This window comes from Microbacterium sp. Bi128 (assembly GCF_918698205.1).
In genome coordinates, this window is sequence record NZ_CAKKMM010000970.1 from 1 (window position 1) to 1,953 (window position 1,953).

Here is a 1,953-nt window from a genome sequence, read left to right on the forward strand (position 1 = left end):
CACCCGGGCCGCTCTGGAAGGGCGGGTCTCAGACGCGACCGCTGAGTCCGAACGGCTCGCACCGTTGTGGGAGTCGTTCGCCGAGTTTGGCGGGAGTATCCGGGTCGTTGCGGCCATAGCGGAACAGCTGGGACTGGCATCACCATCGTGCCTGCCGCTTCCCCTCCAGGGATTGACCGCGGAGCAGCGTGCCCATGTTGGCAGGATTGTCGATGAGCTCGGGCTTAACCCGTAGCGCCGGCCTCGGCGTTTCACGCGGGAAGTACCGCCGGGGCGGGGCGCTGGCGCGCTACGTCTTCGCCGCGACGCTTGTGCGAAGCGCAGACGGCGGCGCAGTGGTCGCCATCGTGCTGCTCGCGCACGCCTGCGGGATGCCGGGCTGGCTGGCCGGCATCCTGGGAGCATCAATCACCGCACCCCACGTGCTCGGCCCCTTCATCGCCCGACGCCTCGATACAGCCCGTGACGGACGCAAGGTCATCGCGTGCTCCGCAGTCCTCCACGGGGTGCTGCTCGGTGCTGCTGCACTGCTCCTGCCCGTCGCCTGGCCGATCTGGCCAGCCTTGCTGCTCTTCGTCTCCGGCATCTTCGGGCCGATGCTCACCGGCGGGATCAGCAGCCGCCTGCCCTCCATCGCCGGCCCCGGGCAGCGCAGCCAACGCAGAGCACAAAGCTGGGACGTCGCAAGCTACGGACTCAGCGGCACCCTCGGCCCGGCAGCAGTGGCATGGATCGCGGCAGCATCCGACGCACTCACCGCGACATTGGTTCTGGCCGGAGCCGCCGTCGTTGGTGCTGGAGCCGTCCTCGCACTCCCCAAGCAAGAGCCGCCCAACAAGGCCGTTGGGGTGCCATCACCCGGACGAACACTGAGCCTCATATGGGAACGTGGTCCGCTGCGCCGCACACTCGGACTCACCGTGACCGTCGCATTCTCTGTCGCCGCGCTACCGATCTACGCCGTTGCCACAGCTCCCGCGTTCGGCGGCGCCGCGGCCGCCGGAACACTGGTCGCAGCCTACGGGATAGGGAATCTCCTCGGATCAGCAGGGCTCATGCTCCGACCGCTTCGCCGCGACGCAGACCCTCTCATGAGCTCCCTCTCCGCACTCGTCGCGGCAACGCTGATACTCGTGATGCTTACTCCGACACTCCCCACATCCCTCATTGCCTTCGGCCTGGCAGGGATCGCCAACGCAATGTTCTTCGCGGCAACCCTCGCCGCGCGAAGCGAATACGCACCCATCGAGGCCCGCGGCCAAATCTTCATCTGGGTAGGCGCACTCAAGATCGCAGCAGGATCCGCCGGAACAGCCGTCGCGGGTGCAACTATCGCACAGACGGTTTGGGCACCACTTCTGCTGGCGACAGCCCTCACAGCAATTGCTGCGACCACCAGCATCATCGAGCGCTCCCGTCCACGCTTGTCCAAACACTAGCCCGCCTGAATCCGCGGCGTGTATGCGGCGAGCAATGTCTCCAACCTGATGGCCCCGTCGCGGAGCACCGGGCCGGCCGAGGGTGTCATTCCCGGCGCAGGGATCAACGCCGACGTCATCAAAGAGGAATCCCCCGGGGCCGTCGAGGGCCACTTCGGCCCCTTCTCGGCCGCCGCGGAAGCAACTGTCGCTCAGATCTGCCTGGGTCACCGACGCCATGGCCTTTATGATGGGCAGAAATCCACCGGCATACGCCCTGCGGCCACAGTTGAAAGGTAAGTAGGCCTTGGCGGGGTGGGTAGCGTTGGTCCATGGGACTGGTCGACGACAGCCCGGACCGGGCAGCCCTGACGTTGACGCGGCTCGCCCGCGGACGAATCCGTAGGACCCGGCGACCTGGCAGGCGCATGCTCGACTATCTAGACGACCTCGGACAGCGGAACGGCACCCCTTCCTCGGGTTGGTGGCCACCGCATTGCCCCGAGCCACTTCAAATCCCTGGACTATCTGGGAG

1 protein-coding gene and 1 pseudogene are annotated in these 1,953 nt (G+C 66.8%); both read left to right on the plus strand.

Annotation, left to right across the window (positions count from 1 at the left end):
- Positions 1 to 235, plus strand: a pseudogene (locus LQV45_RS28670) (dihydrodipicolinate synthase family protein); the annotation flags it as partial.
- A complete protein-coding gene (locus LQV45_RS28675; protein ID WP_230010386.1) occupies positions 213 to 1,439 on the plus strand; it encodes an MFS transporter in 1,227 nt (408 codons plus the stop codon). The pseudogene LQV45_RS28670 and the gene LQV45_RS28675, both read left to right, overlap by 23 nt.
- Positions 1,440 to 1,953 lie beyond the last annotated feature (514 nt).